Here is a 6000-nt window from a genome sequence, read left to right as displayed (position 1 = left end):
TCCACGCAGGGGTTGCAGGCTCTGCATCCAGCCCGACGCCGGGCCGGCTGTCAGATACGGCATTACAAACACAGTCAGTCATTGCAAGGATCTCCCAATCTTAATCGCGACCCGCAGTCTAGGCGCGAGAATCTGGATGATCTATGATCGAAAACCTCAATTTTTTGACCAAAACACCTGAACGATGCCTACCGATCAGTTTGCCCTCTCCTCGGATCTCATCAATGAGCTGCTGCGCGGTATGCGCCTGCGTGGCGTCGAATACCGACGTATCCAAGCCGGTCCAGCCTTCGGCCTGGGCTTCGCTGACAAACCCGGGCATGCCTGGTTCCACTTCCTGGCGATCGGCAATGCGGTGCTGCGGATGGAGGACGGGACAACGTACGCACTGTCTGCCGGCAACGCCGTATTCATCGCCCATGGCGCGGCTCACCAACTGCTTTCCCATACGGACGTGCCTGTTCAGGACGTCGACCGTTTGGATGGCGCCCCCCTCGGTGATGCCGTCAGCGCGGTGGAGACCGGAACCGATGCAGGCCCCACGCCGAGCACCCTTTTGTTCAGTGGCTGCATGGAATTTGAACTGGGCAGTATCCATGGCCTTGGCCGGCTGATGCCGGGTCTGATGCTGATCGATGCCGGCGGCCAGCGTTATCCCGGGCTGGTGCCTATCCTGACCACCATGGAACGCGAGGTCAGCGCCGCACGTATCGGCTTCGCCGGCATCCTCGCGCGTCTGGCCGACGTGGTGGCCGCCATGGTCGTCCGCGGCTGGGTGGAGTGCGCCTGCGGTAATGCCTCTGGCCTGGTCGCCGCATTGCGCGATCCACGCTTGGCCGGTGCGCTTCTCGCGCTCCATCAACAACCGGGGCGCGACTGGACCGTTGCGCAACTGGCGGAGCAATGCAATACCTCGCGCTCGGTCTTCGCGGACCGTTTCCAGGTGACGATTGGCATGGCCCCGCTGCGCTACGTCACCGAACTGCGGATGCGGCTTGCGAGCCAGTGGCTGACGCTCGAAAGGCTGCCGATTGAAGAGGTGGCGCAGCGCTTGGGCTACACCTCTCAGGCCGCGTTCAGTCGCGCATTCAAGCGCATTACGGGCAAGACGCCTGGGTTAAGTCGTCAGTCGAGGCCGTCCGCTGTTCGCTGAAGCCGAGCGAGAGTGGTGGGTGAGCCATATGAACGGCTTTGCGCTGTTGGGGGCATTTGGTGGTTTTCGGCCAGAAGCGGTCATTCGTTCAGGCCGCTCCAGGTCTTGCCTTCATCGCTGAGCCTCACTGCTTCCGCGACTTTTCTAGGGTCGAAACCGATCCACTCGATAAGCCGGCGCAGCAAGCCCGGGGCTTTCGCGACCAGCCCCTGGCTTCTTGGCACCGTCACCAGATCATGCCGCTGCTCAATGCACTCCACCAGGGCGGCTACCACCTGCTCCAGCGCAACAAACTGCCAGATCCCCCGATGGTTGTTCCAAACCAGGGTAGAAGACGGCCCATCGATGACCGCCTCCATCATCGGCGTTTGGAAGAAAGTCGGGTGGAACGAGCCGACGCCAACGCCATGCTGACGAAGCTCCAGGCGCAAGCTGTCACACAGGGCCCAGACTCCGGCCTTGCTGGCGGTGTAGGCCGTATTCAACGGCGAATGGACGAAAGCCGCCATGGACGAGATGGCCAGTAGATAGCCCTGGCGCGCCTTCACATAGGGCAGCGCAGCGCGGAAGGCGCGCGCCACGCCGTTGAGGTTGATATCGATGACCCGCTCAAACGTGGCGGGGTCAATGTACTCCAGGGCGACCACCGAGCTAACACCAGCACCGGCGACCACTACATCAATTGCGCCGAAATGCTGCGCGGCCTCCTTCAGCGCTGTTTCCAGACTCTCAATTGAGCGCACGTTGGCCACCCAACCGGCAGCGACATCGGGCCCGCCCAGGGTGACAGCCATGGCATTCAGGCTATCCGGATCGAGATCCAGCAAGACCAGCTTCGCGCCTTTGTCGCGCAGGGCCTGCGCGGCGGCCCTGCCGAGACCACCGGTGGCACCAGTGATGGCGATGACGCGGTCGTTCAGTGAATAGTTTTTCATGGGTGAACCTTAAGCAAGTAGTGGGGCATCAACCTGGGGTCTGGTTGCGAACAGCCTCTTCCAACTGGTGGAGCAACCGTTGCAGGCTGGCATGGCGTGCCAGATGCCAGTCGGTGAAAACGTTGAACAGGCCGCGCATCAGGGAGATGGGCGCCCAGCGAGCCGGTACAACGATGCGCGGCTGGCGCTTTTGCAGACCGCGCACCACGCCACATGCCACCTGTTCCGGTGCAATCGCCCGGTGCAGGAAAGCCGGCAATAGGGTCTCGTTCATCTGGGTGGCGATAGCGTTGCCGCCGAAGGCGACTTTGGCGATGGCGGTCGCCGTCCAGCCGGGATAGAGCACGCTGGCGCTGGCCCCGGTCGCACCCAACTCGGCGCGCAGCGAGCGGGCCAGCGACTCCACCGCCGCCTTGCTCGCGGCATAGGGGGCGTTGGCCATGCCGTTCAAGTAGGCATAGGTCGATGACGTGACCAGCACCTGGCCCCCGTTGCGCACGACCTCCGGCAGTGCGGCACGCATCGTGTGCCACACACCCAACAGATCCACCTCAATGATGCGGCGGAACTCCGCTTCGTCGCAGGTGCGTAGGGTCGCCGGTACGCCCCGCCAGGAGATGCCGGCATTGGCGAAGGCCACATCGAGACGGCCGAAGCGCTCGACTGCTTGGCGTACCACTGCCTTCGCCGCCTCGGCGTCGGTGACGTCGAACGCCAGCGGCAACACGCGTTGGCTGTTGAACTCCTGGGCCAGCTTGCTCACCGCGTCCTGCGAGGTATCGGTCAACACCAGGCTGGCGCCCTGCACATACAGTTCGCGTGCACTGGCGGCGCCAATTCCGCCCGCTGCGCCGGTGATCAGCACCACTTTGCCTTGAAGGTCGTACATATTCTTATCTCTTGGTTGGGATGCTTGGCACGTTGCGTTTGAGGAAGTCGAGTTGGTCACCCACCACCTGCTCGAAGGCTTCGCCCACATAAATATCGAAGTGCCCATGGGCATAGCGCTTGATCTCATGGCGTGGCGCGCGCCGAGCGTGACGCAGCGTCCGCTTCGCCGGTGCCACGCTGTCGGGATCACACACGCAAAACAACACGGGGGCCTGGATACGGGGCGTACTGCGCCCGGGGTAGTAGCAAATGATGTCCAAGGCAAAGCGCGCGGCGGCCTCTTTGCGGATACGCGTACCTGGAGGGATCAGCCCGTTATAGCCACTCCAGGCATCCGGCGAAGTCATGAATGCCGTATCGCCAGGTTGACCGGCAAGCGGCACCAGAATGGGTTTGGCGCCGAACCACGAGCCGATACGATCGGCCAAGGCCAGCACGGTGAGGCGAAGTGACACCAGCGGTTCGGAGGCAAGACTGGAGCTCAGGCCGTCGGTGAAGGGACATTGGGAGATGACAGCGGCCACCCTGGCATCGTCGGCGGCAGTGGCCAGCACGTGGCCGCCACCGAACGAGGTGCCCCAGATAACCACCAGCTGCGGGTCCACATCCGCGAGGCTGCGGGCGTGATCTATCGCGGCTTTCCAGTCGTCGAGCTGGCGGTTGATATCCAGCAGTTGGCGTGGCTCGCCCTCGCTATCGCCGAAGTGGCGATAGTCGAACACTAGACAGGCGTAGCCGGCGGCGGCGAAGCGTTCGGCAAAGGCAGGCAGACGCATCTTGCGCGTCCCGCCAAGCCCATGCGCCATCACCACCACCGGGAAAGGTCCGGCACCCAGTGGGCGGTAAAAGTCGGCAACGCAACGCGAGCCGCTGGAGAAGAACTGGATGATCGTTGGTGCCAGAAGATCGGTGATCGTGTTCATGAACGGCATCCGCTGCAATGGCTGGAGTGCCGTCATTTTCGGCCGCTGCCGTTAGAAAGACTTGACGGTATCCGACGACTCGCTTGACACTTTGCGCCAAACAACAAAAGGCCAACCCACCCAAAGAGGCCCGATGAGCCAGCCTTTGTATAGGCGAGTGGTGCCCGAGACCTACGTGCAACTGCTCTATGAATACCTGGAGGCGCTCGGTCATGAGCCCGAGTCGGTACTTGGCCAGCCCTGGCCCACACCTGCCCAAGAGGGTGGCGGCGGCGTTGACGTGGAATGCTGGGATCGCCTGCTGGTGACAGCGGCGCGAATGTTGGGCGATCCACTGTTAGGGCTGCACCTCGGTCAAACCATCAGCGCGCGGCATATCGGTGTGCTCGGATCGGTGCTGCTGGCCTGCGGAAATCTCGGTACAGCTCTGCAACGCCTGGAGCGCTACATTCGCCTGGTGTACGACGTCATTCCCATGACTCGCCGCGACGGCGACGGCTGGTTCGAACTGGCTTGGGATGTCAGCCAGTACCAGCCCGGCCCCTTGGTGAACGAAACCGGTATGGTTGCCATAGTGCAGTTCTGCCGTGCCCTAGTGCGCGGCACGGCCAACCCGTTGCGGATTGATTTCAATCATCCTGCCCCCCTCGACATCAGCCCGTACGAAGCCTTCTTCGGTTGCCCGGTACGCTTCGGTCAGGCCGAGGCGGTCCTGCGCTTCTCCGCGCAACTGATTGAACTGCCCTTTAAAAGTCCCGACCCGGCGCTGGTCTCCCTGTTGGAACAACATGCGGATCGCCTGCTGACCCAGTTGCCACAGCAGGATGAGATCGTAGAACAGCTGCGCAAGGCCATCACCCGTGCCTTGCGCGAAGGTGAGCCGAACATAGAGCGGATAAGCCCCCAACTGCGCATCTCCTCACGCACGCTACAGCGCCGTCTACAAGAAGCCGGCACCAGCTTTCGCCATGAACTGAACCTGGTCCGCCACGAACTGGCGCTGTCGTACCTGCGCGATCCACGCCTGCAAATCGTGGATATCGCCATGCTGCTGGGCTATTCGGAGCACAGCGCCTTCACTCGCGCCTTCAAGGATTGGAGCGGAAGGTCGCCCCATGAGGCCAGGCAACTCAATCCGGAGAATTACTGAGGGGGAAGTGCGCGGAATTAAGGGATCCCTCAGGGACATGACCCGCCTTCTTACTAGCGGCAAAACACTTCATAAGGTGTACTGCGCGCACCATGCGACAGACCCACACATGCTGTGGTGCACACAGCCCCCTTACACGATAGCGTCTTCTCTTGAGTTTGATGCCGGCCTTCGATTAGATATGAGGCGTAAACGTTGACGTGAACAGCACGATCAAACACAGGGGAATAGCACTAAATGGCAAGGATAGAACCCGTTTTCGGCAGCATCAGCAGCGAAATCGAAAACCCATACCAACCGGGCGACGCCCAACTGATTGACGACGAGGTTGTCACGTTTTCAAAACCCAGGATTCTTGATTTTTCCGGGCGTATTTCTCTGGCGCGCTTCTGGCTGATTCGTGTGCCCTTGGTGCTGGTTCTTCCGGGCATTTTGCTGTGGTTCTTTATGGTGGGGTTGCGCCATCAACTGGTGGTTTTGGTGATAGTCGGTGTCACCGTTGTCGTTCCTGCCATCCTGCTCGACGTGTCTCTACTGGTACGCAGGGCACGTGATCTAGGCTGGAGTCCGATATGGGGAATTCTCTTCGTGTTCCCTGTTATCGGCTTTGTGATAACGCTTCCGCTCATCATGCTGCCGGGGCGTAAAGCGATCAATAAATACGGCCCGCCCAATCCACCTCTCTCGACGTTGGTAAAGCTACTTACCGCGCTGTTGGTGGTGCTGGTGCTTGTAACTTCAACCGTGCTAGTTGCGTATTTTCCCCAATACCACCCACCGGAACTCTACAAGTGGTTCTTTAATGCATTGGTTCAGGCATAACGTTAGCGTATGCGAAGTCCATGCTTCGCCTCATTGCGCGGCGCCAAGTGCTCAGGTGCCTTTGTAGAGAGCGCTGCGCGCACCACGCGGTAGCCCTGCGTACGCCGCGGTGACGTCCATTGGGAA

6 protein-coding genes are annotated in these 6000 nt (G+C 61.1%); 3 read left to right on the top strand and 3 right to left on the bottom strand.

Features of this window, described 5'->3' with window-relative positions:
* The first annotated feature begins 184 nt into the window (after positions 1-184).
* Positions 185-1153, top strand: a complete 969-nt coding sequence (locus AC3A5O_RS09355; protein WP_487753129.1) for an AraC family transcriptional regulator — start codon at positions 185-187, stop codon at positions 1151-1153.
* 80 nt (positions 1154-1233) lie between these two features.
* On the opposite strand, the gene AC3A5O_RS09350 is transcribed toward AC3A5O_RS09355, so the two are convergent.
* From AC3A5O_RS09350 to AC3A5O_RS09340, 3 genes are read right to left on the bottom strand one after another with little or no spacing between them, the layout of a single operon-like run.
* Complete coding sequence (locus tag AC3A5O_RS09350; RefSeq protein ID WP_305467354.1) at positions 1234-2088, bottom strand: SDR family NAD(P)-dependent oxidoreductase; 855 nt, start codon at positions 2086-2088, stop codon at positions 1234-1236.
* 28 nt (positions 2089-2116) lie between these two features.
* Positions 2117-2977 (bottom strand): SDR family NAD(P)-dependent oxidoreductase, encoded by an 861-nt coding sequence (locus tag AC3A5O_RS09345; protein WP_305467356.1) that lies wholly within the window; start codon positions 2975-2977, stop codon positions 2117-2119.
* Between the two features lie 4 nt (positions 2978-2981).
* Positions 2982-3902 (bottom strand): alpha/beta hydrolase, encoded by a 921-nt coding sequence (locus AC3A5O_RS09340; protein WP_305481740.1) that lies wholly within the window; start codon positions 3900-3902, stop codon positions 2982-2984.
* Positions 3903-4035: 133 nt separating this feature from the next.
* Here AC3A5O_RS09340 and AC3A5O_RS09335 point away from each other — a divergent pair, with 133 nt between their 5' ends.
* Complete coding sequence (locus AC3A5O_RS09335; protein ID WP_305467359.1) at positions 4036-5052, top strand: AraC family transcriptional regulator; 1017 nt, start codon at positions 4036-4038, stop codon at positions 5050-5052.
* Positions 5053-5289: 237 nt separating this feature from the next.
* On the top strand, positions 5290-5874 hold the full coding sequence (locus AC3A5O_RS09330) for a DUF805 domain-containing protein (protein ID WP_305467360.1): 585 nt from the start codon (positions 5290-5292) through the stop codon (positions 5872-5874).
* Positions 5875-6000 lie beyond the last annotated feature (126 nt).

It is taken from the genome of Pseudomonas sp. Soil_N_39 (assembly GCF_057655955.1).
This window is presented reverse-complemented; position numbering and strand designations above follow the sequence as displayed.

Coding starts and splice junctions, on each gene's coding strand:
- AC3A5O_RS09355 (WP_487753129.1), top strand. CDS start 185: ATGCCTACCGATCAGTTTGCCCTCTCCTCGGATCTCATCAATGAGCTG.
- AC3A5O_RS09350 (WP_305467354.1), bottom strand. CDS start 2,088: ATGAAAAACTATTCACTGAACGACCGCGTCATCGCCATCACTGGTGCC.
- AC3A5O_RS09345 (WP_305467356.1), bottom strand. CDS start 2,977: ATGTACGACCTTCAAGGCAAAGTGGTGCTGATCACCGGCGCAGCGGGC.
- AC3A5O_RS09340 (WP_305481740.1), bottom strand. CDS start 3,902: ATGAACACGATCACCGATCTTCTGGCACCAACGATCATCCAGTTCTTC.
- AC3A5O_RS09335 (WP_305467359.1), top strand. CDS start 4,036: ATGAGCCAGCCTTTGTATAGGCGAGTGGTGCCCGAGACCTACGTGCAA.
- AC3A5O_RS09330 (WP_305467360.1), top strand. CDS start 5,290: ATGGCAAGGATAGAACCCGTTTTCGGCAGCATCAGCAGCGAAATCGAA.